The sequence below is a fragment of the Shewanella sp. 125m-1 genome (assembly GCF_052977065.1).
The window spans coordinates 57,295-81,050 of the sequence record NZ_JBRILT010000010.1 but is presented as its reverse complement, the minus strand read 5'-3'; the positions used below and the strand labels follow the sequence as shown (position 1 = coordinate 81,050).

The 23,756-nt window shown below is 43.9% G+C and carries 20 protein-coding genes and 1 riboswitch; of the genes, 10 read left to right on the top strand and 10 right to left on the bottom strand.

The annotated features are described in order from the left end of the window. Positions 1–323: 323 nt before the first annotated feature. The 3 genes from ACVBIK_RS07110 to ACVBIK_RS07100 all read right to left on the bottom strand — a co-directional run bounded on the left by ACVBIK_RS07110 (position 324) and on the right by ACVBIK_RS07100 (position 3,903). Positions 324–1,127: a hypothetical protein gene (locus ACVBIK_RS07110; RefSeq protein ID WP_447169372.1), complete on the bottom strand. Its 804-nt coding sequence runs from the start codon at positions 1,125–1,127 to the stop codon at positions 324–326. A gap of 415 nt (positions 1,128–1,542) precedes the next feature. After that, positions 1,543–2,214, bottom strand: a complete 672-nt coding sequence (locus tag ACVBIK_RS07105; RefSeq protein ID WP_447169371.1) for an excalibur calcium-binding domain-containing protein — start codon at positions 2,212–2,214, stop codon at positions 1,543–1,545. A gap of 36 nt (positions 2,215–2,250) precedes the next feature. Next, entirely contained in the window at positions 2,251–3,903 is a 1,653-nt protein-coding gene (locus ACVBIK_RS07100; RefSeq protein ID WP_447163263.1) for a SulP family inorganic anion transporter, read from the bottom strand. A 238-nt stretch (positions 3,904–4,141) separates the two neighbouring features. On the opposite strand from ACVBIK_RS07100, the gene ACVBIK_RS07095 reads away from it, so the two are divergent. From ACVBIK_RS07095 to ACVBIK_RS07085, 3 genes are all read left to right on the top strand, one after another. Further along, a complete protein-coding gene (locus ACVBIK_RS07095) occupies positions 4,142–4,519 on the top strand; it encodes a hypothetical protein (RefSeq protein WP_447159694.1) in 378 nt (125 codons plus the stop codon). A gap of 440 nt (positions 4,520–4,959) precedes the next feature. Continuing rightward, a complete protein-coding gene (locus tag ACVBIK_RS07090; protein WP_447169370.1) occupies positions 4,960–6,567 on the top strand; it encodes a BCCT family transporter in 1,608 nt (535 codons plus the stop codon). Between the two features lie 280 nt (positions 6,568–6,847). Continuing rightward, entirely contained in the window at positions 6,848–7,576 is a 729-nt protein-coding gene (locus ACVBIK_RS07085) for a DUF6445 family protein (protein ID WP_447169369.1), read from the top strand. A 41-nt stretch (positions 7,577–7,617) separates the two neighbouring features. Here ACVBIK_RS07085 and ACVBIK_RS07080 read toward each other — a convergent pair whose 3' ends face one another. After that, complete coding sequence (locus ACVBIK_RS07080) at positions 7,618–8,781, bottom strand: tetratricopeptide repeat protein (RefSeq protein ID WP_447163261.1); 1,164 nt, start codon at positions 8,779–8,781, stop codon at positions 7,618–7,620. A 293-nt stretch (positions 8,782–9,074) separates the two neighbouring features. Here ACVBIK_RS07080 and ACVBIK_RS07075 point away from each other — a divergent pair, with 293 nt between their 5' ends. Further along, a complete protein-coding gene (locus ACVBIK_RS07075; RefSeq protein ID WP_447169368.1) occupies positions 9,075–10,061 on the top strand; it encodes a tetratricopeptide repeat protein in 987 nt (328 codons plus the stop codon). Positions 10,062–10,214: 153 nt separating this feature from the next. Further along, a complete protein-coding gene (locus ACVBIK_RS07070; RefSeq protein ID WP_447163259.1) occupies positions 10,215–10,619 on the top strand; it encodes a hypothetical protein in 405 nt (134 codons plus the stop codon). 118 nt (positions 10,620–10,737) lie between these two features. Here the strand turns inward: ACVBIK_RS07070 and ppnP are convergent, their stop codons facing one another. Together ppnP and ACVBIK_RS07060 are read right to left on the bottom strand one after the other, a co-directional pair. After that, positions 10,738–11,019, bottom strand: a complete 282-nt coding sequence (gene ppnP / locus ACVBIK_RS07065) for a pyrimidine/purine nucleoside phosphorylase (RefSeq protein ID WP_447169367.1) — start codon at positions 11,017–11,019, stop codon at positions 10,738–10,740. Between the two features lie 399 nt (positions 11,020–11,418). Then, a complete protein-coding gene (locus ACVBIK_RS07060) occupies positions 11,419–11,691 on the bottom strand; it encodes a DNA polymerase III subunit epsilon (protein ID WP_447159687.1) in 273 nt (90 codons plus the stop codon). A 280-nt stretch (positions 11,692–11,971) separates the two neighbouring features. On the opposite strand from ACVBIK_RS07060, the gene ACVBIK_RS07055 reads away from it, so the two are divergent. The 3 genes from ACVBIK_RS07055 to ACVBIK_RS07045 all read left to right on the top strand — a co-directional run bounded on the left by ACVBIK_RS07055 (position 11,972) and on the right by ACVBIK_RS07045 (position 17,387). Then, complete coding sequence (locus ACVBIK_RS07055; RefSeq protein ID WP_447169366.1) at positions 11,972–15,220, top strand: HD domain-containing phosphohydrolase; 3,249 nt, start codon at positions 11,972–11,974, stop codon at positions 15,218–15,220. Positions 15,221–15,462: 242 nt separating this feature from the next. After that, positions 15,463–16,629 carry a BamA/TamA family outer membrane protein gene (locus tag ACVBIK_RS07050; RefSeq protein ID WP_447169365.1) on the top strand — a complete coding sequence of 389 codons (1,167 nt, stop codon included), beginning with the start codon at positions 15,463–15,465 and terminating at the stop codon, positions 16,627–16,629. A 2-nt stretch (positions 16,630–16,631) separates the two neighbouring features. Then, positions 16,632–17,387, top strand: coding sequence for a hypothetical protein (locus ACVBIK_RS07045; RefSeq protein WP_447169364.1), 756 nt, complete (start codon positions 16,632–16,634; stop codon positions 17,385–17,387). 152 nt (positions 17,388–17,539) lie between these two features. Here the strand turns inward: ACVBIK_RS07045 and ACVBIK_RS07040 are convergent, their stop codons facing one another. Together ACVBIK_RS07040 and ACVBIK_RS07035 are read right to left on the bottom strand one after the other, a co-directional pair. After that, positions 17,540–18,910 carry an NCS2 family permease gene (locus ACVBIK_RS07040; protein WP_447163252.1) on the bottom strand — a complete coding sequence of 457 codons (1,371 nt, stop codon included), beginning with the start codon at positions 18,908–18,910 and terminating at the stop codon, positions 17,540–17,542. A gap of 137 nt (positions 18,911–19,047) precedes the next feature. Continuing rightward, a riboswitch (purine riboswitch) is annotated at positions 19,048–19,147 on the bottom strand. 154 nt (positions 19,148–19,301) lie between these two features. Next, on the bottom strand, positions 19,302–20,198 hold the full coding sequence (locus tag ACVBIK_RS07035) for a DMT family transporter (protein WP_447163251.1): 897 nt from the start codon (positions 20,196–20,198) through the stop codon (positions 19,302–19,304). Positions 20,199–20,359: 161 nt separating this feature from the next. Here ACVBIK_RS07035 and ACVBIK_RS07030 point away from each other — a divergent pair, with 161 nt between their 5' ends. Further along, positions 20,360–20,866, top strand: coding sequence for a MarR family winged helix-turn-helix transcriptional regulator (locus ACVBIK_RS07030; RefSeq protein ID WP_447159681.1), 507 nt, complete (start codon positions 20,360–20,362; stop codon positions 20,864–20,866). A 238-nt stretch (positions 20,867–21,104) separates the two neighbouring features. Beyond that, positions 21,105–22,436, top strand: coding sequence for a toxin-antitoxin system YwqK family antitoxin (locus ACVBIK_RS07025; protein WP_447169363.1), 1,332 nt, complete (start codon positions 21,105–21,107; stop codon positions 22,434–22,436). 246 nt (positions 22,437–22,682) lie between these two features. Here ACVBIK_RS07025 and ACVBIK_RS07020 read toward each other — a convergent pair whose 3' ends face one another. Beyond that, a complete protein-coding gene (locus ACVBIK_RS07020; RefSeq protein WP_248471200.1) occupies positions 22,683–22,934 on the bottom strand; it encodes a DUF2999 family protein in 252 nt (83 codons plus the stop codon). 166 nt (positions 22,935–23,100) lie between these two features. After that, entirely contained in the window at positions 23,101–23,682 is a 582-nt protein-coding gene (locus ACVBIK_RS07015; protein WP_447159679.1) for a GNAT family N-acetyltransferase, read from the bottom strand. Positions 23,683–23,756 lie beyond the last annotated feature (74 nt).

Here is a 23,756-nt window from a genome sequence, read left to right as displayed (position 1 = left end):
ATTTGAGCATGTCAAACCCTCTACTTATCGCTAAGTAGGGGGCTTAGTTTAATCATAACTTTTAAGCTAATTTAAATATTGGTAATAAATATTGGTAATAATAGGGGCAGAGTAAATCGCCTCGTCTCTAACGCACTCGTTATCCACACTCACAACCACACTCACACTTACAACTACAACCGCAACTACAACTAGAACCAGAACCACACTCGTATTCATGGTAATTGAAGGTGGCGCTGTCTTTACTTTCTGTACCTTTTACGCTGCAATCGGCTGATAATACTTGGCTGATATTTAACGGCTATTGCTCGGTTGTTAGTGTGCTAATGATTTAGCGACTGACATAAGCGGGTTGCTTGTTGGTAAAACCATTGCGTTTTAGTGCTATCAACGGTGCTTTGCCAGGCAGGCATTTTGGATATGTTATCTAACACTTTGTACACCGATTGCAATTGTTCATCATCAAGAGGATGTTTCTTATTGCCAATTTTAAAAGATATCTCGGCTATTACCGGTGTATTTTCGGGAGGACGACTCCAGATGGTAAGGCTAAATTTCAGCTTGTGTTTACCAAGTTTAAGCTTGAGTCCTTCGTACACGGCTTGCTGCGTTTGTTGCTGGCTTAGTGGTTTTAACTCCAGCGCACCTAATACTTCAAACTGAGGCCGCTGAGCTAAGGCTGGGAATAATTGTGCTAGTAAATTGAGGTTGTTGGGCACCGCGTTAATAGCCTTAGAAGAGGCGATGCTATAGATAGTACGTAGCTTTGGTTTCGCTATGACATCAGCTTGAAATTCACCAGCCATCATTAATGGCGATTGATAGAGTGATTGTTCGTTGTTACTGCGGAGTTTTAAGGTTAACTGCCACTGTTCATGATGACGACGGTGGCGCAGTATTAGCCCATTTTGCTTCAAGTGACACCCTTTAGTATCATAAAAATTGATGAGTCCATGATCGCTAAGGGCTAGTTGACCTGATACCTCTCCAAAGGAGGTGAGCAGTGAGATTAACGCTTGCTGGTAATCCAGTATTGCCTTGGGGGATTTAAAAGCAGATGCAGGCAATAATTGCTTAAATTCATAAGATGCCGGTACGGGATCGTTAGCATAAGAGTTGAAAGCCATAAGGCAAGTTGCAAGCGACAGAATCAAGCGTTGGAATAGTCTCATGAGCGTTAGTGGTGTCCGTATTCTTGATTCTTGGTGGGTACTCTGGTCTAACCTATTTAAGACATAGTGAATGACTTTTATTACAGATAAACAGGTAAGGGTAAACTTGCTATAAGCGCTAAATAACCCCTCTGTCCGCCGTCACTGTTAGCTATTCAGTACCTAGGCGGTGTTACGTTTCTTCAGCCGCGTATTCTTACTATAGCTTTCTATTTCGGCATAGTTGCTAGGCTTGTGTCATTGGCGTGTTTTTAGTGCACCGCTTACTGTTGAAGCGCCTATCTCTTGAGAGTATAGATTTGCCATGTTGTGCATGGCAGTATAATTGTCTGATTCACCGCACTGGCTACAACGCAAGCTTATCTAGCTATCACCAGCTGCAATGTTGTCTTTCACAAGGAACGCCATCATTATCGCCATCCATTTGAGTGCCGGGACAGTTTTTAATGTAAAACGTGGCTTCGGCACATGAGCGCATCTGGCTGCAATGGGTTTTACCTGTTTCACAGCGAAACTGTGGCTGGCTGATAACTTTATTTTCAGCAGCACTTACTCTAGTGCTTAGTCCAGTGCTCGATGGTTTTGCGGGTAACTCCCACTGCATGTTTTCAATATCATCATTGGTGAGCACTATGGTTTCATTCATCTGCTGATACTTGCTGTAACCGACAGCTGCTACAACGATAATGAGTGGGATAGCTAGCTTGCTCAAAAAGCTGGGTTTAATTGGGCGTTGGTTTTGCTGTGGCGAGTGGCTTCTATGTGTGTTGTACTGATTATGCTGGTTATTAATAGGCTTGTTAGCTGATTTGCTCGCAACGATAGCCACGCCTTCAATATTGGCTTTTACGGCTTTGATTTTTCCGTCGCGCTGCCACTCTGAGACATAGTTGATTTGGTCGCCCACAATGGGCTTGCGCGCCATATGCTTTAATACCGATATATGAATAAATATATCGTGAGCACTGGCGCTCTCTGGCTTGATGAAACCAAAACCTTTCTCTTCATTCCAACGAACAAGCGTGCCTCTGTCCATGAGCATTTTGTGTTACTTCCTTTTTTTTACATCAAGTTATCGTTAGCTATTTCTCTGCACATGTTTGAGTGCAGCTTGTAAGGCTTCATAACGGAATAAGAAGGTATTGGCGTTTGGCAGCGAATCAATCACATGAAACTTATTAAGCTGCTCTTGTGTTTGCGGGTTAGGGCACAGTAGAAACACTTCACAATTAGCGTCTTGCGCATCTTTAATCGCATTTTCCAGTGCTAGCCCTACGGTGACATCTATCATAGGGACGTCGGTTAGATCGAGGATCATGGCCTGGTAATCACCAATACTGGCATGTTGACGCGAAATGGCCTTTGAAACACTAAAAATCATTGGGCCTGATAAGTATAAAAACAGCAGTTTATTATTGGCTTGATCAAGTAAATCGCGTTCACTTGGCGTGAGGGGGACATCATTTTGGTCGGCATCACTTATTGCTTTAACTTGGCGGGCTTGCTCTTGGCTTAAGCGCTCAATGATCAGAATATTAGAGATAAACACGCCTAATCCCACTGCCACAATCAAGTCGACAAATACGGTCAATAACATCACGCCGTACATGATCGCCATGCCCTGCATACTGACTTTGTGAGCGCGCTGAATGAAGCTCCAATCGAGAATATTAAAGCCGACATAAACGGCAATACCCGCCAATACCGCCATGGGAATAGGCTCTGTTAGGCTGCCTGCGACCAGTACTACTAAGGCTAATACTGCTGCACGGGTCATGCCTGATAGCGGTGAGCGTGCACCGACTTGAATATTGGTCACGGTTCCCATTGTTGCACCAGCACCTGGCAGCGCACCGAACAAACCTGAAATCATATTTGCTAACCCTTGACCACGTAACTCTTTGTCAGAGTCGTGCTCTTTACGGGTTAGTGAATCACCGATAACGGCGGTGAGTAAGGTATCGATGCTGCCGAGCGTGCCAAGCACTAACGCATCAATCACCATGGTCATAAAGATGTCTGAATTGATGTGAGGCAGGACTAAAGAGGGTAAGCCCGCTGGGATTTCACCAATGCGGCGAATGCTATCTGTGTCGAATAATATTATTGATAATAAGGTGACCGCGACTAAAGCAACAAGCTGTGCTGGGACGTATTTGCGATATTTTTTTGGAAAAAAGAATAAGGTTGCTAGGGTCAGTACACCTAAAAATAGTTCGCTGAATTTGACGTTGGCTAAGGTGGTCGGCAGCGATGTGAGTGTGCCTATCACTCCGCCAGTAGGAGCGGCGTGTCCAAGCAGTGGTGATAGCTGCAAGATAATTAAAATAACGCCAATGCCAGACATAAAACCAGAAATGACGCTGTAAGGCATTAAGGTGACGTACTTGCCTAATTTAAGGGTGCCGATCAAAAACTGAAATGCCCCGGCCATCATGACGACGGTAAAAGATATCGCCATCCCTGATTCAGGATATTTTGCCACCATACTGGTTAACACGGCAGTCATTATGACCGTCATTGGACCGGTAGGCTCAGAGATTAAGGTTGATGAACCGCCAAATAAGGCTGCAAAGAAGCCAACTAAAATTGCCCCCCACAGGCCTGCTTCTGCACCCGCTCCTGAGGCAACACCAAACGCCAAGGCCAAAGGTAACGAGATAATCGCTGTGGTTACACCACCAAATAGATCTCCTTTAACACTAACATCCTTAAAGCGCTCTCTAAACAAGACTGTAACCTCTTAAGCTGATAATTCGCGTGACTTTAACAAATAGTGAACCCTTTTGCATAGTACAAAGTGGGCGAATGGTTAGCAGAGTGGGGCCGGGTTTGACTCTCAATATAAGATTTTTATTAAGCTCCTTAGCTCGGGAGCCAACAGCCTAGCGCTGCGAGTGATTGGGAAATATTCTTATAGTGCGTCATACTCTTTAAGTTAGGCTTTTATCTTCATTTAGGACTCAGTAATGGCTAAGTTATTATCATCACAAATACATGATGTTGTTATGAAATTCATCCCTAAATCGATTCAAGAAAATATTTTCATTAAATCCCTGCTTGCTGGTGCCACGGCAATTGGTATTTTACTATCGGTGCCAGCTTTTGCTCCTATTGGTACGGTTGGTGCTACGGGGTGGATTATTGTGTATGCGGTGACTGGAGGTACCTTCTCCTATGAAGCGATATCTAAAGCCTGGGAAGCTTGGAAACATAAGTCTGAAAGTGAAAGAAAAGAAGCCGATGATAAACTTAAGAAGCTTAAGCAGTTGCTCGATGACGCTATGATTACCGAAGATGAGTACAAGGAGCGGGCGAAAGCATTAATTGACGATCTCATTGACTAAAAGCGGTCGTGGCAGAGTCACCCTTCTATCAACTGGCATAATCCAAAGTCAATTAACCCAGAGATATATTAACCAGGATAGATTAACTAAGCTTATTAGCTTGGACGCATTATTTCATCGGAACGTTGATATTATCCTTAATCGCCGTGTCGTTCGAGGGGCTTGCTTGTTATTCACAAATACAGATTAACTGCTTGAAATTACTTTCAAATTGAAATAATTCACTATTGCCTAATACTTACTGCTACTTTCCTATTACTTGTCTCGATTTTATTCCTACTTTCGTATGTGTTAAAATATCGCCCCTTTTACAGCCTCAACCTTTACAAAGTCGCTATAAGTCTTTGCAATAGCCGAGGAAAATTCACCGAATCAGCTTAAAATAGGCCGCACTAAACGGTGCTCATTTAATGGCTGACGACGATAAAAGTGAACACTACATGTCGAATTTGACACAATCTGTCGATCGAAAATCAACAGATGAAAATTACCTTGCGGCTCATCCACCTGAGCGCAGCGTTTCATCTACTTCTAACGCCTTTGCCAGCCCAGTACTCTGGTTAAGTGGCGGTTTTCTCGTTCTGTTCGTACTGCTTGCTGTTTTCGATACCTCAGCTCTATCCAGCATTATTCAAGTTGGATTCTCAAAAGTGACTCAATGGTTTGGCCCGTTTTGGCAAATTTTATTGCTGGCTAACTTTATTATTGGTCTGTACTTAGCTTTCGCCAGAACTGGCGACGTCAAGCTCGGTAATCGCAACACCCCAGAAATTGATACCTTCAAATGGTTGGCCATTGTTCTATGTACCTTATTAGCGGGTGGCGGTGTATTTTGGGCGGCAGCAGAGCCGATTGCCCACTTTGTTTCTTCGCCACCTTTTTATGGTGAAGCACAAGGTCGCACATTAGCAATCAATGCGTTATCACAATCATTCCTCCATTGGGGCTTCTTAGCGTGGGCGATACTCGGCAGCTTAGCGGCGATCGTGTTGATGCACTTGCACTACGACAAAGGCTTGCCATTGCAACCGCGTACTTTGCTGTCCCCCATTTTTGGTGACAAAGCGCTTAATGGTTGGATCGGTACCTTAACCGATACATTTTGTATTATTGCTGTGGCTGCGGGCACGATTGGCCCAATTGGCTTTCTTGGCCTGCAAATTAGCTATGCGCTCAATGCACTTTTTGGTGTGCAAGATACCTTAATCACTCAAAGTCTAGTGGTACTGTTTGCCATCGCCATGTATACCTTGTCGGCATTAAGTGGCCTAAGCCGCGGCATTCAACTTATCAGCCGCTACAATATTTTACTTTCTGTTGCACTGATCATCTTCATTCTATTATTTGGCCCTACTAGCTTCATCATTGATGGTTACATGCAGGGCATGGCGAGAATGGTGAATAACTTTGTGCCTATGTCTCTCTACCGAGGCGATGCTAACTGGCTCAGTTGGTGGACGGTGTTTTTCTGGGGCTGGTTCATTGGCTATGGTCCTATGATGGCAATCTTCATTGCACGAATTTCTCGCGGACGAACCATACGTCAATTGATCCTTTCTATATCGGTTATTGCACCGCTTATCACTTGTTTCTGGTTTAGTGTTGTGGGGGGCTCTGGCCTTGCGTTTGAGCTGACTAACCCAGGGGTTATTGCGAATGCTTTTGAAGGTTTTAACTTACCGGGCGTGTTGCTAGCGATTACTTCGCAGTTACCGATGCCAACGCTGATTGCGATTTTGTTTTTGATCTTAACCACTACCTTTATTGTCACCACGGGTGACTCGATGACTTATACCATTAGTGTGGTTGTTACGGGGTCTACCGAGCCGAGTGGCGCGATGCGTGCATTTTGGGGGATATTGATGGGACTCGTTGCTATCGCATTGATTTCAATGGGAGCTGGTGGAATTTCTGCCTTGCAATCGTTTATTGTGATCACCGCCGTTCCGGTGTCATTTGTCTTGTTACCTTCGCTGTGGCAAGCACCCAAAATGGCTAAAGCGATGGCGGAGCAACAATTTGGTAAAGCACCACTAAGCTCTCGCTAATCATGCACCAATAAAGTCATTCGCAAAAATGCGGCAAAGTCAGCCTGAGTCAATTTTTACTTTAAAGCCCGATGCTTAATAGTGTCGGGCTTTTTTTATCGCGAAATTGAAAATCGATAGTGTAATATGTTGCTGTTTCAGAGGAAGGAGTCGAATATTTAGCCGTAAGCAGGTATATTTTATGTTGGTAAGTGGGTATGTTGTTGATTTGTTTAGAAGGCAACAGGCTCTCTAGCGATTGAAGCTAGTTTAAATATTGATGTAAAGGAACGATATCACTATGGCTGTAATCTCAGAAATCAACAAGATGGTAATCAACCCGGACGCGCACATTCAGGTGCTGCAGTTAGCAGACTCTGAGCATTTGATTTGGGTTATTGATGATTTTATCGCTGATTTTGAGTCCTTAGTCGATTACTGCGAGAACAAAGCATATTTTAACCCGCAGGGCGCCGACGGAACGCTGTTTCCTGGTGTGCGTGATGAAATGCCCGCTAGCTATTATCAATCTTTATCAGCTCTACTAGAATTGTTGGCGCTGCAACCTCAAGGTGAGTGTTTTAAGCAACACCAGATTGCTAAATGCTGGCTATCTAAAGTCACTTTGACTCCGCAGCAATTAACCTCAAAGCAAAAGATGCCTCATTTTGATTCTTTGGCTGATCATTCAATGGCGGCGGTACATTACCTCAAAGGTAACCATCTGGGGGGAACGAGTTTTTACCGCTATAAACATAGCGAAAAACTAAATCTCTCATTTGATGATAAAGAGATGATTTTGGACATGGTGGAGAAGGTGGAGCAATCAGCTGCTGCGCGTTCGGGCTATATTAATGAGTCTGATGAACTGTTTGAAAAGGTGTTTTCTGTTGAGGCTAAATCTAATCGGTTAGTGATCTATTCTGGCAATATTCTCCATAGCGCAAATATCACAGACCAAGTTGAGTTTGATAAAAATGCGCTTAATAATCGAACCTCAGTAAACTCATTTTTTAACGTCAGCGCGTAGAGCTTCTACCTCTTGCCTAAACCTAGTTTGCTTAGATAAAACTACTTCTGCTTGAGCCAGTTTAACTTTGCTAGATATTGCTGCTGGTTTTGCGGCAACTCGGCATACTCTAAAGCGAGCTTGATAGAGTTTTTGGCCGACACGTTTTGGCCTAACGCATATTGCGCTTTTGCTAAGTCAAAATAGGCTTTGTGGTAATACGGAGTGTTCTTTAAAAACTTACGGAGATAAATTTCCGCACTTTTAAAGTCGTCATTGGCAAGTGCATCTTGCCCTATCAGGTACCAGTCATAAGGCGAAGAGTCTTGTAGGCTCAACAGCTGTTGTTTTACATTCCTTGCTTGTTCAGTATTTCCCTGTTTTGAAAGCAGATAATGATAATTGCTGAGTAAGCTTATTTTTGAGTCAGACACAGCGAGCCCATAACGATAAAGTGCATCAGATGTTACTACATCTCCCTTACGGCGATGTACAATCGCCATCATATTGATCAAGGGAGCATATTTATCATCATATTTAATTCCTTCGCTTAATAAGCTATAGGCTAAATCAAGATCACTATCGAGTAAGGCGTCTGCCGCGAGGTTCCGATAAAGCATCGCTATAAATTGACTGTTATTGGCAATTTTACCGACGCGATCATAACGACCTGGGAAATAGTCCAGTATTAGGTAGTTTCTAGTCGAAAAATAAAAGCCCTTATTTTCTTTTTCGCTGCCACTCTTTTCATAAAGAAAAGTGCGTACATGATTCGATGTTACAGCGAAATCAGCGGTAATATCTAACAGTAGTGGCTCGGTATGCATAACTTGAAATACAGTCTCTACACCAAGCTCTTTTGCTACGGCGTAACTCAATAAAGCTAATGACATGCAATTTCCACCCACCTTATCCATGGCATTTCTGGCGGAATAGTTAGCACCTTGGTAATTAAAATTAACTAACCTTTTAGATAGATATTCTGATACCTGCTTATGTCTGGGAAGCATGGCGATAGCTTTTTGACTCACGAATTGATGAATGTCATCAACTTGTATTTTTGTCAGTGACACTAGATCTTCATATGTTGGGACGCTATGGCCCGATACGTTAAAAAGCTGATGATTGGTTTGTGGCAACTCAGGCAGTTTTTGCGAATGCTGTGGCGGAACACTTGAGCAAGCAGATAGTAAGTATAATATTGCTACAGTGAAAATCCATCTCATGGTACAGCTCCTTTGTTTTTGGTATCGACAGTAACTGGCTATTGCGCTAGGTCAATTTAACACCACTATAGCCATTATTGGCGATATAAACGACAGCTATCGTTCCTATGGGGGCTTTTAGGCGAAAAAAAACTCTTGGTTGAGTCATTACATGGATTAGCGCTTGTAAGGCATGGCTATTTTATGCAAAAGCAAACGGTTAGCTGCGGCTTGTTGTATCATCACAGGCCAAAATAATGCGCTTTAGTTGCAGCACTATTTACAATCATAAATTCAGATTTCAGGTCTTCCCTATGCGTATATTATTGACTATTTTAGTCGCAAACCTTGCTCTGGCTGGTTGCGGTAGCCAGCAACAAACTCAGTTAGCTGCAAAGATATTTGACCCTTGGTGTGAATATGCCGTGGCGGGGCAGGCTGATGCTGTATCACCTGAATGCACTGAAAATGCAGCTAAGGGGGACGTAGATGCTGCGACTAATCTAGGATATTTGTACGCCAAGGGAATGCTAGTAAAGGCCGACATTAACCGCGCAATGGCTCTTTATCGGGTGGCGGCGGAGCAAGGCTCACTGGGGGCGCAGTATTCTTTGGCTGAGTTGTATCGAAGCGGGGCATCAAGTCGCGCAAAGCCGCAATTGGCACGCTATTGGTACGAACAAGTGGCGAATCAAAGCCACTCTTTACAACATCAGCAGCAGAGTCAGCAACAGCCTAGATATCAAGCAGAGGCGCAGTTTATGTTGGGTCTTATGTACATGGAGGGCAATGGCGGCGAGAAAGATCTCACTATTGCTGAGCGTTGGCTAAAGCTAAGTAGTGATAATCGCCACAACGAAGCGCCATTTGTGCTTGGTAATCTCTATTTAGATGAATACGCTAATCCACAGCAAGCCGTCGATTGGTATCGACTCAGTGCTGAACGCGGTTATATTCCTGCTATGCATCGGCTCGGTATGGTTTATATCGAGGGCAGGTTGGGAGCCGTCGATACGTTAAAAGCGAAACAATGGTTATGGCAAGCGGCGACTCAGGGCTCACCAGAGGCGCAAGTCGATTTGGCGACTCTGGAGTATAACGGTATTAATGACGAGTCTGATTTAGTACAGGTTTATGTCTGGTTAGATGCGGCGAGCTTTCAAGGTAACGACCTTGCTAAGCAGCGGCTTAAACAGATGATGGCTAAACTCAATGAGCAGCAATTACAGCAAGCACAGATTAACAGTCAACGCTGTATTCAAAGTCAGTTTCAAAACTGTAAGGTTAATCAGTCATTGTAGTAAAATAGCCAGCTTACCAAGCAGCTAACAGCGCATGAAACCCAGATTTTTCCGAGCAAAACTATCTGCAAATTTTAAGATCCGCCTCAGGTTAGTTGATTACAATGGGTGACTTTATTTTGTATTTCAATCGTTAAAAGAAGGATTTGTACCTTGGATACACATAATACAAACTCAACTCGTCGTAAGCCTTGGATTGCTTTGGGGGTAATAGCTTCCATAGTGGTGTTGTTTGCCGTGCTAGTCATGGTCATGCCTAAAGGGTTTAAGGCAACACATGAGCAGATCGGCAGCGGTAAACCTACAGTCGTGTTTGTTTACGACAATGGCCTTGCTGTGAGTAATAGTCAGACCGAGCAAATGAATGACGCGCGTGACCAGCTTGGTGACCAAGCGTACTTTTTGATTGCGACTACCGGCAGCCCTGAAGGAGAGTTATTGATAGCCAAGCATCGCGCTGATTCAGCAGAGCTGTTACTTTTTGATCCATCTGGTCGCTTGGTAAAAAGGCAGTATGCGTTGAAAACAGCTGATGAACTTGTGCGGTGGATTCAATAACATAAGCAAAAAACCATCCAGTTTGAGCTGTTCAACAGCGTCGTTATGGAACAGTCAGTGGATGGTTTACTTGTTTAACGGCTACACTTTTTGAATGGTTATTTTGACCAGCTCTGAGTTAGCCGTAGATGCACAGGTAGGCAGTTTGGCTCTCGACTTTAACCTGGAACTTGGCATTACCGATAACATTAAACTGTTCACCGGCATTAAATGTTTGCCACTGGGCTTGGCCTGGAAGCATTACCGTTAGCGCTCCAGAGATCACTTGCATAACTTCAGGCGCCGCAGTACCAAATTCATACTCACCAGCCTCCATTACGCCAACAGATGCGGGTTTGTCGGCACCTTCAAAAGAGATAGACTTAACCTGACCTGCAAAATATTCATTAACAGCTAGCATTATAATTCCTCGTGATTAGTGTGTTGGTTACTCTGAGAATCTAAGGCTAATCAACCTAAGTTTGGGGCTGAGTGACTCAACGGCGGGATAATATATCAATTGTATAAGTCCCAAAATAAAATCTGCCTGAGTTTATCGATTAAATGTGAGCGGCGTTTTAATTAGGGCTATCTATCAGTGCTATCTATTAGTGCGGGCTAATACCAATTGGTATAAGTCTTAATGAACGCAATTACTTTATCGAAGAGAACAAAGGTTGGGTGAGCACTTAGGCGAGAAGTATCGATGTCAATTTGGCTGTTTGCAGCATAAGTGCAAATATAAGTCCCAATAAAATCGGCTTTTTTGTGTGTGGGGAGGGGGAGAACAGCCACAGTGATTATGGCTGTTCATCGGGCTCTACTGTTCAGTAAATGCCGCTTCAATCTTTTCTAATTCTTGCTGCTCTTTCAGCTTATATTCTTGTGTCGCTTTTGTATTCGCTTCTTCCAGAAGCGCAGCTTGTCTTTGTTTAAGGCTGTGTTTTTCTGATTTAGTCAGAAACTTAAAGGCTTTTTTATTGGCAAGCGCGTACGCAACCACATCTTCGCCTTTCACTCTACGCTCATCTACTCGTTGCGCGAAACGTTCGTTATCTCGTGCTTTACGCTCTTCAGCATTTAGCTTGCTCATATCTTGTATCCTCATCAGTTAATCACGGTAGGCTTTACTACGTTCAGTTACACAAATGAGAGTTGCTGCACATTCATAAAGCTGATCAGCTATTTTAGCATAATATGGGCTAATAACCCCATGCAATCAGTGCTTGCTCAAGGTTTAGACTATTCTCTAGCTTGCTTTAATTTAGTCACCTGGAGTGAGTGGGAACTTTGTTTTCATTTCAAGCTGTTTATTTGTTACAGCCTTGTTGTAAGATGTTGATTCAAGGATTGGATGACAGAGTTAGGATACTATGGGCGACTTAGCCAAGATGAGTAATAAACGGTTTACCATTCGTGTTACCGTGGTTGGGATCTTTATCTTAGCCACTATTCTAACCGCCGCGATTGCCATTAGTTTGCAATATTACTTTAGTAAAAACATGGCTACAGATGCCGCTGTTAAGCTCTACAATCTTACCGCTAAAAATACCAGTAGCTACCTTACTCAAGTCGATAATCGCGCGATTAATACCACTCACTTACTGTCAAACTTTGATACGCCTGTGATAGATGGTGCCTTTAATCCTGAAGTCAGGCAGGCGTTTGCTGACGTCATGCAAATTAACCCATTGTTTTATGGCATTTATGTAGGCATGCCTAATGGGGATTTTTATGAGCTGATTAATTTGGATGCACACCCAATAATAAGAAAGCAGCTTAATGCATCCCATCTAGATCGTTGGGTGATGATTACCATCAGTGGTGAGGGGACATTACGGCGAAAAGAGCAGTCCTATTTCGATGAGCAGTTTAATTTACGCGTGATGCAAACAGAGCCCAGTGAGTATGACGCTAGAGTTAGGCCTTGGTTTGTTGATGCTCATACTCATGCAGTTTCTAAAACAGAGCCTTATCTGTTTCAGCATTTGCAATCTCCGGGGCAAACTTATTCGATAAAGCTCGCAGACTCCGAAATCGTGCTTGCCTTAGATATCGCCCTGTCATCACTTTCAGATTATCTGATTATGCAGGGGGAGAGTGAAAAGGGGATCACGGAGAAAAATATTTATCTCTACAAGCAAAGTGGTGAGCTAATCGCATCGAACCAAGTACAAAAGACGGCGATTGAAATACCTAAGTCTAAAGAGTTAGCTTTGACTGCAAAACAACGCGCCCTGGTAGAAAATACTGAGCCGCTGTTAGTCTCCAATGAAACCGATTGGGCGCCTATTGATTTTGCCATATCAGGCATGCCTCAGGGTTATAGTGTCGATCTACTCAATCTGGTTGCCGATATGACAGGATTAGAGTTGAACTATGTCAATGGTTTTAGCTGGAGTGAATTAACTGAAAGCTATAAAGATCATGAACTAGACATGCTGCACTCTGTGATTAAAACCGATGAGACACGTTTATTAGGAAAGTTTAGCGAGCCTTTTCTTGAGCTTCCCTACGCGATAGCAACCCAGCAAGGAACGCCAGAGATCACGCATATCGAGCAACTCAATGGTAAGCAGGTTGCGATACCGACTGGTTGGTCGATTATTGAGGTTATTAAGCAAAATTATCCGCAGATTGAGATAGTCGAGATGCCTTCCACCTATGCCATATTGCATGCGGTTGAACAGGGGGAGATTTTTGCTGCGCTCGATAGCAACATCATATTGCATTACACAGCTAATCAGTTTTTTGTTAAGCACATCCAATATCATCAGCAGCTAGATTTCTCTCCGATAAAACTGAATACCGGTTTACACGTTGTGATGCCTGCTCACAGAGCAGATATTATTGAAATCATTAATCAGGCTTTAGCTAATATCACCCCGGCTCAAATCAAAGCTCTGAGGGCTAAGTGGTTTGGTGAAGGAGTAAAGCAGACTTTATTAACGCAAGGGACAGTGCCTTTTGAAGCCCTTATTGATCTAGCGGCTGAGCCGGAAAACCAACAAAACTTAATTCGTCGTGAGTTAAATGGGATTGAGGAGTTTGTTTATGTAACCCCTTTTGGTGATGCATCGGCTGGAAGTGAAGAGCCTTCAGCTGGGAATCAAGAGTATTTTGCGATTGTGGTGCCAATGGAGCAGTTACTTGCGACCAGTATTGAGAAAGTACAGCAATCTATTTTGCTCACCAGCATCTGCTTATTGATTATCTTGCCCGTATCCTGGCTGTTTTCATCTCCTATTATTCGACCTATTAAATTATTGGCGATTGAAAATGACAAGATTAAAAACCGTCAATATGATGCAGTGAAGCGAGTTGAGTCAAGCATCACCGAGCTTGATGAATTAGCGCACTCTATGATGGATATGTCGAGTGCGATTAAGGCGCATGAGGAGAATCAAAAGGAGTTAATGGAGTCTTTTATCAAACTCATAGCGCAAGCTATTGATGATAAATCTCCTTACACCGCAGGACACTGTAATCGAGTGCCAGAGCTTGGCCTGATGTTGGCTCAGGCTGCAGAAAACTCAGAACTAGCCCCTTTTAAGGACTTTAAATTTAACTCCGATGATGAGCAGCGCGAGTTTAGAATCGCCGCTTGGCTGCATGATTGCGGCAAGATCACCACCCCAGAATATATCGTCGATAAGGGCAGTAAGCTTGAAGCCGTTTATAACCGTATTCATGAGGTTAGGATGCGCTTTGAGGTGTTGTGGAGAGACGCCGAGATTGAATATCTAAAGCAAACGATATTGTGTAAGCAAGACGCTAAGCCGTCGGGCGAGCAGTCAGAAGAACTGCTTCTTGCAGAGCTCCATCAGCAGCGATCGCAATTGCTAGAGGACTTTAAATTTATCGCCAAGGCCAATGTTGGCGGCGAGTTTATGGATCAAGAGTCGACAGATCGCCTCGCCGAGCTTGCTAAAATCAGCTGGCAGCGTCATTTTGACGATAGGCTAGGGCTGTCACCAGTCGAAGAACTTAATCTTAGTGAACGAGAAGGCGAGGACGTTTATCCGGTCACAGAGCCGTTGCTGCGCGATAAACCTGAACATATTATCAAGCGGATCAATAAGGTGGAGTTTGATCCTAAGTTTGGTATTAAAATGGCGATCCCTGAATATCAATATAACTTAGGTGAGCTGTATAATCTTTCTATCTCACGAGGCACTTTGACCACTGAAGACAGGTTTAAAATTAATGAGCATGTCACCAGTACCATTAAGATGCTAGAGAACCTACCGTTCCCCCCAGAGCTTGCACGCGTACCGCGCTACGCCTCTACTCACCATGAAACCTTAAAAGGCACGGGTTACCCACGTAAGCTCAGCGCTGAAGACTTATCGATCCCCGAGCGGATCTTAGTGGTTGCCGATATATTCGAAGCGCTAACCGCTGCAGATAGACCTTATAAAAAGGCTAAGCCACTAAGCGTTGCTATCGATATCTTGTATAAGATGGCACTCGATGAGCACTTAGATATGGATATCTTTAAGCTATTTTTATCGAGCGGGATCTATCTTGAATATGCGCATAAATTTTTGGACTCGGCTCAGATAAATGAGATCGATATGGCCAAGTATCTACAGCCAGAGCCGATCACTAAAAGCGCCTAAACCCGCTATTACGGCCTCGGCAGCCAAGCTCTACTTTTGTGAGAGTTTGGCTGTTTTTATCACGAAATAGAAAAGTGACCTCCAATTCCGTGCTGACCAATCCTTAAGCAAAAAAAGTCATTGTTGAATGTGGCTGTAGTGGTAGAATGCGCGCTCGGCGAATCGCGACCAGAGTCATCACGTTTCTTTCACCGCATATCGCCTATAAACGTCTATTTTCTTCACTATTAATTCGAGTATTTATGAAACGGATTTTGCTGTTAACCCTGCTGGCCTTATCTCATCAAGCTGTCGCTGTAGAACCTTTATTTGAAACGCCTAAAGATATGGAGCCGACTTGGGTCGACGATATCTTGTCTGTGTTTGGTGCTGACGGTGAGTTTGATCAGAGTAAGCCTATCGATATGAGCTACTTACCTACCGCGTATTACACACCAGAGAAGAAGTTTGGTGTGGGTTTGCTGATGGTGGGCTTATATAAAACAGACGGCGCCGCGAGTGATGAGCAGCCTTCGTCGTTAGTATTGAATTCGTTTGTGTCGATGAACAACTCTTATGGTGTTGAAGTTGAAAATATGACCTTTTTCAACGGTGGTAAGCAGCGTTTACAGCTGGGGCTAGAGCTACATAACGAAGCGGCTGTTTATTATGGACAGGGTATCGAACAAGGTAATATCGACGCTAATCACCATGAGTTTGAAGAGCAAGTTTATAGTTTTAAACCACGCTGGATGACGGAAATTGCCGATAACTACTTTCTAGGTGTGGGCGCAGATTTCACTTACGCCAGTGCTGAAAAATTAGAGCTGGTCGAAACAGAGATGCCAGTAGATTCAGATACACTTCTGCCAAATAATTTTAGCTCGGGAGTGGTGGTAACCAGTATCTATGATTCGCGTGATTACCGCTTAAATGCCACTAAAGGTTGGTTATTCCAAATCGATGCCGGTCTGTATCAAAACAGCGAATATTCGACGTTCTCGACTTACAATCTTGAGTTAGCAAATTATATCGACTTGAGCTCAACCTCTTTGCTGAGTTCGGCGCCAGGTCTTATCGCTTGGCAGGTACAGGGGCATTTTACCAATGGCGATGTGCCTTGGAACATGTTGCCAGACCTCGGTGGCTCAGGAGCGATGCGTGGCTATATCAAAGGCCGTTACCGCGACGAGCAGATGATGATGGGCCAAGTTGAATACCGTTTACCTATTTTTCAGCGTTATGGCATGGTGTTTTGGGGCGGTGTGGGTAGCGTAGCATCAAAGGTGAGCGATCTTAATGAAGAGTTAATGACTTCATACGGCACTGGTTTCCGCTTTAAAATCAAAGACAATATTAATTTACGCCTAGATATTGGTGTGGGTGAGAACGAAACTAACTTCTACCTTAATGTGAACGAAGTCTTTTAATCATGAGTCGTAATCTTGCCATCATGATAAGCCTGTACGGACTCTTTGGTGTCGCTAGCACTAATGTTTTTGCTAGTGATGCAGCAGCAAAAGACGCAGTAATGGCCGCAGAGCCTAAGCAGTGTAGCCGTAACGCTAAATACGATATTTACGTCAGTGGCATCCATACAGGCACGATGGATCGTACGGAGAATTGGCAAGGCCAAACCGCGCAGGTGATTACTAAAAGTGAGGCCAGTATTCTAGGTATTGGTACTCAATACCATCAAACTGCAACGCTTGCTTGGTCGAACCTAACCCGTCAGTGGCTTACCAGCCAGTTTCATCAAAAAGTGACCGGGTTTCGCGCCCGAGATATGCGGGCCAGCTTTAGCGCTAATGGCCTGAGCTCTCAGGTGGATATTGGTGGTGATATCGAGCGTTACGACTCTACTGATATTCCGCTCCGCGATGTCGATACCTTGGCCATTCAGATGCGTGAGTTTTTGCTACAAGGGCGACAACAATTTCGCTTAATCAGGCAGGCATCCGATGCAATAGAGCCGTATCAATATTATGTACAAGAACCGCTGACAACAAATATTGCCCCTTGGGGTGAGTTAAGCGTCATTCCGGTTAAGCAAACGGGCAGCGAAGAGGTGACTTATTACTTTGCACCTTCTATGGATTATCAATTGGTTAAAGCCCGCTATCACGGCATTATATTACGTGGCCTTATTGAGCTTAATCACTATAGCTCTACTTGCGATAAGTCCTAAGGTTGACGCTTCATTTTTGCGTTTATAGCTAAATAACAAGCACTCTTTTTAGAGTGCTTTTTATTTATGTGCTTTTTATTTAAGTGTGTTGCAGCAAGGATAAAAGGCCATAGCTTAATTGCACAGGCCTTTCTATTCTTGCAGGTGTTAGCTTAGAGCATCACCAGATAAGCGATAAAAATGATCGATAAAACATAGATAATCGGATGCACTTCACGGCCTTTACCTGCAACTACCATGGAGAACGCATAGCTGATAAAGCCCATCGCCATGCCGTTGGCTGGTGAGAAGCTTAAAATCGTGAACATGATGGTAAAGAAGGCTGCAATGCATGATGGCTTATGATCCCAATTAATTTTGCCTAAACGTCCCACCATGTAAATACCGACAACAATCATCGCAGGGGCAACAATTGCGGTTGAGAACATTGAAAATACCGGATAACAGAAGAGTGCCAATAGGAATAAACACGCAGTAGCAACCGCAGCTAGCCCCGTCTTCGCCCCTTGAGCCGAGGCGATGCCTGACTCTGAAAAAGCGGTAATGGAAGTGGTGCCTAATACACTGCCAATGACGGTGCCGCCAGCATCAGCCACTAATGCGGCGCGAGCGTTAGGTACTTTACCGTCTTTATCGATAATACCTGCATCTTTACCCACACCGACAATGGTCGATAAACCATCGAAGAAATCAACGATAAAAAAGATGATCACGATAAACAGCAGATCAAATAACTTGTCAGCGGTTAGAAACTCAAAATTAAACACCTTACCAAAACTGGGCTCTATGCTTGGTGGTGCGCTAAACCAGGTTTCGGGGATCGGCGCGTACTGAGTACCGAGCACAGCATCACTGATGAGAGTGAGCGCAATAGAGGCGATAAAGGCGATAAAAGTGGCCAGCTTGATGTTTCTCACCATACAACCTACCGCGACAAAAAGGCTGATAAAGGCTATTGCAACTTGAGGCTGAGTAATGTCTCCCATACTGACGAGCACGGCTGGGTGGGCGACAATAATGCCTGCATTTTTTAAGCCGAGAAAAGCGATAAATAATCCCAATGAAACCGTGATTGCGAGCTTAAGATCTTCTGGGATCGACTCGATCATCTGTTTGCGGATCTTAGTCATGGAAAAGATCAGATAGACGATGCCGGACAGAAAAATACCGAACAGGGCTTCGTGCCAAATTAGCCCAACTGAGCTCGACGCTAACATGCCCTTAAAGAAGCTATTCATGCTCATGCCGGGCGCTAACATGACTGGGTAGTTACCGAAAAAACCCATTATCAAGGTGGCTAACGCGGCAGCTAAGGCGGTGGCGGTAAAGATCGCGCCTTTATCCATTCCCTCTATGCTGCCCAAGATCGCCGGATTCACCGCCAAAATATAACTCATGGCTAAAAAGGTGATAAAACCGGCGTAGAGCTCGGTGCCAACATTGGCATTGCGCTGTGAAAGTTGGAACGTCGATTCCATAAAACGGGACTGCCCCGTACGTAGAAGTAAGCTAGAGATCGCCACAGTGATGCCTTATTTTATTGATGCGTTATTAATGCGTTCTTCATACATGAGGCTCTATGCAGCGCTCACGTATTCTTCTTACATTAGAAATTCAATAAATTTATTGGCAGATACCACTGGGCTGCCAAGTGTTTGGCAACGGACGGTGATTGGGCTGTAGTCACAAGATTAGGTCTTGTGGTAGAGACTTCTGGACCAAATTTCCAGCGATATACAGCACAATAAATTGTTGGCGCGGATTGTACGCAGCTGCTGGTGGGGCGCAAGCAAGACGGGGGGAAATGTGCAATAGATCATGCTTTTTTGCAAAAACAGCTATAACAATAAGAGCGATAACAAAAACAACAGTAACAAGGTCAGCGGCAAAGGCTGACCTTATTACTTGGCAGCCTTACTTATTAGTTGTCGATGCCAGCGTAAAGCGTCGCCTAAGCATTTGGATTAACGCGGGGGAAACTGAAGCTAGTATCATCCCTGCCATCAGTAGATATTGATGTGAGTTATAAGATTCATTGACTAACAAAATGCCACTGATAATCCCTGCTATTGGATTCGCAATACTGCCAAAGGTAAAGTCGACCACACTCATACGCTGTAATAACCATACGTATAAGCCGTAACCGAGCACTGTGTTTAGCAGCACAATCCAGCCAATCCCAAAGCTATTCATTAGACTAAATCCAGAGGCTATAGCTAGATACTTATCTGCTGAGAATAAAGCCTCAATGCCTGAGACCAAAAGTAGCAAGCTGCCGCCAATAATGAGCTGCCACGTCAGTACCGTCCACCAATGAATACGTGTGCCGAGTTCTTTAGTCATGGTGCTGCCAACAATAATGCAGCTTATTGCGGCCAACATAGCGAACAGCCCGACAGGGTTTAAACTGATGGAGCTTGGGTCAAACAGCTGCCAAGCCAAGATCACAATAACGAGACCGGATATAGCTTGTAGTAGATTAGGGCGTTTTTTATTAATCAGCCAATGAAATAGCATGGCAAATACGGGCACCGAAACCATACCTACACCTGATAATGCCGAGGGCAGTGTCAAAGCCATTACAAAAATGAGGCTGAAGAAGATGGCAATATTGATGGCACCGAGTTTAACTAAAATTGGCCAGTCAGCTCTATTCGGTAGGCTAGGTTTAATTGCCAGTAAAATTAATCCAGCAGGCAAGGCACGAATCGCTCCTAGTAGCAGTGGCGGCCAGTCGGGCAGAGTAAGCTGCGTCATGGCGTAGGTTGTGCCCCAAAAAAATGCCGGGATCATGGCAATAAACACATTCATAAACTACCTTTGTATTAGGTATCTTTATGTAAAGATATATTTCATTGTGGACCGATAGTTTATTTTTGTAAAGTCTCTTCTTATAAAGTATCTTTTCATAAAGTATCTGAGCGTTAAGTTTATTAGTGGTGTGCCTGCTTGACGCAAATTAAAGGTGAAAAATGGAAGATATCGATAAGGTTATAGCACAGTGGGCCAAAGAGAAGCCGCATTTAGATACGCTGCCGATGGCTATTTTCGGGCGTATTATGCGTTTGCAAAAACACATCGAGGCTGAGATTGCAGCTTGTCATAAACAATACGGCCTGACCATGGGCGAGTTCGATGTCTTAGCGACATTAAGGCGCTCAGGAGAACCGTTTAATCTCACACCATCAGCCTTGTTGTCATCGATGATGCTCACCTCGGGAGCCATGACCAACCGTTTAGATAAGCTTGAAACCAAAGGCTTAATAGAGCGAGTGCACAGTAAACAAGATCGCCGCAGTGTATCGGTGGGCTTAACTGAAAAAGGCTTTAACACCATAGATAAAGCCATTGAAGACCATGTGCGGATCCAACACAAATTAGTTGAACAGTTGTCAGATGCTGAACAACCCGCGCTAAACCTACTGTTGAAAACCTGGTTAGCAGGGTTTGAAGGCGCTGGAGAGGGGGTAACCAATTAGATTTAATGCCTTAGATTTATTCTCAGGTTTACGTCTTGCGAATTAAAGATGATAAATCATCCCAAGCTTATTGCACCGCAAGGCCTGCAAAGTTGTTGGCCTTGTTTTACACATATGACAATAAGTCCCGTACTAGCCACTTATAGCGAGCTATCCCTCTCAGTTTACATACTGTACTTTCGCCTGGTTGATTTTTACTTTAGGATGCACAGCATCTATCGCTGTTAGTTGTAACCCTATGAATTTTATTAAATCTATTATTACTCTTGGCTTTATGTTCATCAGCTTATTATTTGTGGGTTGCAGCGATCAAGCAAAGCGTAAACCCATTGAGTGCAATACCTTTGAGCGCTGCTATGTATTGAGCTTGATAGCCGGGGAAGAAGCGCTGCAAAGCCACACTGAGTTTAGCCAGCTCAAAGTAGTGGTTGCAGTAGATTATGACGTTGGTAAAAGTACTGAAGTACAAACTAAGGTTAAAAAGTCGAGCGGTTCAGCGACATTTGATGCACTTGCTAAGCAGGAGTTACAAGGTTCAATCGAAGCATTATTGCCTGTTTTGGCGACACTTTCTGAAGAGGAACAAGAGAAAGGCGAGTCATTCAATACAGACTTTATTATGAAAACAGCCGATTTCCCCGTTGAGCCAAAAGTCGAACTAGAACCTGAGTTAGTTGAATATTTCTTTGATAATGGCCAGTTGAAGCTCCGCGGCTATGAGCTAGGAATTGATAGGGTGGGTCATTGGCAGACTTTTTATGAGGACGGCACACTACATTATGACGAGCGCTACCCTGCGGGAATAAGAAAGCGTTTTCATGAAAATGGTCTGCTCGCACAAGAGGGATTTTTTGATGAAGGGCTAGAGCAGGGCGAATTTACAGATTACCACGACAACGGCAGCCTTAGAGCTAAGCGTAACTTTAAAGATGGCCAGATAGTCGGCTTCGCTGAATCTTATTCAGAGGATGGAACACTAGATCAACGAGCCAATTTCGATGCTCAAGGTAATGGCACATTACAAGAGTTTTGGCCTAACGGGCAACTGAAGTGGGACACGGCGGTTATTAATGGGCAGCCCAGTGGTGAGCAGAAGTATTACGACCTTCAAGGTCAGCGAATGGTTGCCAAGGCTCTCGCCGCCGCCAAGCTGTTTCAGCAAAGTATTACAGATAACGATGTTGATACCTTTATGGGCTTTATTCTCGATGAAGAGATAATGTTTGAAGGTGCAAGGGTCGCTTATCAACGTATTATTTGGCAGTTCACCGAAAAGATGAAGTCAGGCGCTTTTAGTCAAGATTCAGCGACATTTACTGAGCCCACCCAAATGTTTATTGATGGTGATGAATATTGCGCTTATTTGCCGATGACAATTAGTACACAAACTGCAGAAGGCAAGATATTCAGGAACTCTGCTTTATTGGGATACTCTGCCGATATTGGTAAAACGTGGAAGTTTGTTGATGCCAGCGATGGTCACGATGTGATTGGTGCAGTGCTACCGCTAATTCCTAATGATTTGACTATCCCTAAGTTTGCAGAGCCTAAGATAATGGCGCGTGATTAAAGCTTGATGATTAAAAGCTTGTGGTTAAAAGATTGATGATTAAAGCGCTGGAAAAACTGATGATTATAATTGGTTTGATATAAGCATTTTCATCTGTGCTTGAGTGTATCGCTTAGCAACGCCTAATGAATGGCCGTTAGAAACAAAAACGCCTTGTAGCAAAGGCTGCGCAAGGCGTTTAGGATAACTTCTGTTGCAGTATTCAAGCTGCTTACTGCAAGAGCTGGTGCTTTACTTTTGCAACTATTACTTTTGCAGCTGGGCTTTTGCCGCTTCAACTTTGGCAAAGTCTAGGCCTAGCTCTTCAACAGCTTCTTTAATTAAAGCTGGGTTTTGCATAACAAGACCCATTAGCTGCTGTAGCTTCTCTGGTGGAATACCAAGTTGGCCAATCACTGCCATAGCCATCATTGGGTTTTCAGTCAGAGTTTGGAACAGCTCTTTAGCTTGTTCATCACTTACATTGTGCTCTTTTAAGATCGCAAGAATCGGGTTCATTGCATTACCTTTATATTGGCTAAAATCAATAGGCCTAGATTTTAACACTCATCACGGTTTTTATACCAAGCTAAATCGACAGTATGCCAAGTTTTACCGATTTCGACTTTGGTAAAGCGCCTTTATAGCAGCGCTGAAGCATTAACTGCGCGGGTAATAATCATGCTTATAAAGCCTGAAATTGCGCCTTGGTGATGCCATAGTGCACGCGGTCGTCAAACCCCAGCGCCATTTTGAAATAATCTTTTTGGGTACCTTCATGCACAAAACCGCACTTTTGCATGGTTTTATATGAGCCGGTGTTACTAATGTGGCAATCGGCAGTCACTTTATGGGCATCGAGCTCACTAAAGGCAAGATGAGTTAAAAACTTGCAGGCCGCAGTGGCAATACCTTGACCCCAAGCGTGCACTGGCAGTTGATAGCCGACTTCAAAGTTACCCTGCATAAACATAACCGCAGGTAAGCCAGCCATTCCCATATATTGACCATCAAGATCGCGAATAACGACAGTGATGTTATCTGGCCATTGGCCTTTGCTAATCGCCTCTGCGGTGTTTTCAATAATCGGGTTAAAGAAGCCTTGGTAAACCTCAACTGGCGATGGTGCGAAAAACAAATACTCTGCGACCTTAGGATCGTCCAGCATGGTGATGATCTCACTCAGATCACTCGCCTTAATTAACTCAATCGTTAGCGAGTCTGTTAATGGGATTGCTTGGCCTAATTTAAATTGTGTAATCGACAATGTTGCTTACCTAAATAATGAATATGCGCCCATCATAGCGTGGCCAATAAGCTAGCGATTGAACATTTGCGACA